We start from the raw sequence: 801 nt of genomic DNA on the forward strand, positions 1-801 counted from the left end.
AATCATGAACCACCCTTCAAAAGGGTGGTTTGCTCAGGGCCTATAAGGCCGAGGGATGCCGGGCGGCGTCTCAAGGCGCTGCCCTTCCCTTCGTTCAGGGCGCACCGCCTTTGACTCGTCGCCGCCGCTTGAAGCGGCTTTCGTATTGCCCGGCTACCCCTGAAAGGGGTTCTGCGGCCCTACTTGTTCTTGAAGGGGTCCTCGTACTCCTTGACGCTGAGCTTGTCCAGCGCCTGGTCGTGGGCTTCCTGCTCCCTGATGTACTTGGCGATCGTGGCCTCGTTCAATCCGACGGTCGTCACGTAGTAGCCTTCGGACCAGAAGTGGCGGTTCCCGAACTTGTACTTCAGGTTGGCGTGCTTGTCGAACATCATCAGCGCGCTCTTGCCCTTGAGATATCCCATGAAGCTCGACACGCTCATTTTGGGAGGTATGCTGACCAGCATATGAACGTGATCCGGCATCAGGTGCCCTTCGATCATCTCGACTCCCTTGTACTTGCAGAGTTGTTGGAATATCTCGCCCAGCGAATCCCTGTATTGGTTGTAGATGATTTTGCGCCTATACTTCGGTGTGAACACGATGTGGTACTTGCACATCCACTTCGTGTGCGACAGGCTGTTAGCCTGATTTGCCATGGTGGCCGCCTTTCCAAGGCCGATGCGTCCTGAACAAATGCATCATAACCCTAGCTGGCGGCCACCGCCCCGCAAGGGCGGAGCCTTCGACGCGCACCCGCATAGCGGGTGGTTCTTTTCCCGCCGCGCTGCGCGCGCCGGGCGGGGTCACGACCCCGAAAAA

1 protein-coding gene is annotated in these 801 nt (G+C 58.3%); it reads right to left on the bottom strand.

Annotated elements, in window-relative coordinates; genetic code table 11:
- Positions 1 to 179: 179 nt before the first annotated feature.
- Entirely contained in the window at positions 180 to 638 is a 459-nt protein-coding gene (gene tnpA / locus C1876_RS17405; RefSeq protein WP_114547980.1) for an IS200/IS605 family transposase, read from the bottom strand.
- Positions 639 to 801: the final 163 nt, after the last annotated feature.

It is taken from the genome of Eggerthella sinensis (assembly GCF_003339815.1).
Lineage (GTDB): Bacteria > Actinomycetota > Coriobacteriia > Coriobacteriales > Eggerthellaceae > Eggerthella > Eggerthella sinensis.

Bases quoted from the DNA above. Each gene is read 5' to 3' on its own strand.
- tnpA (WP_114547980.1), bottom strand. From the start codon at position 638: ATGGCAAATCAGGCTAACAGCCTGTCGCACACGAAGTGGATGTGCAAG.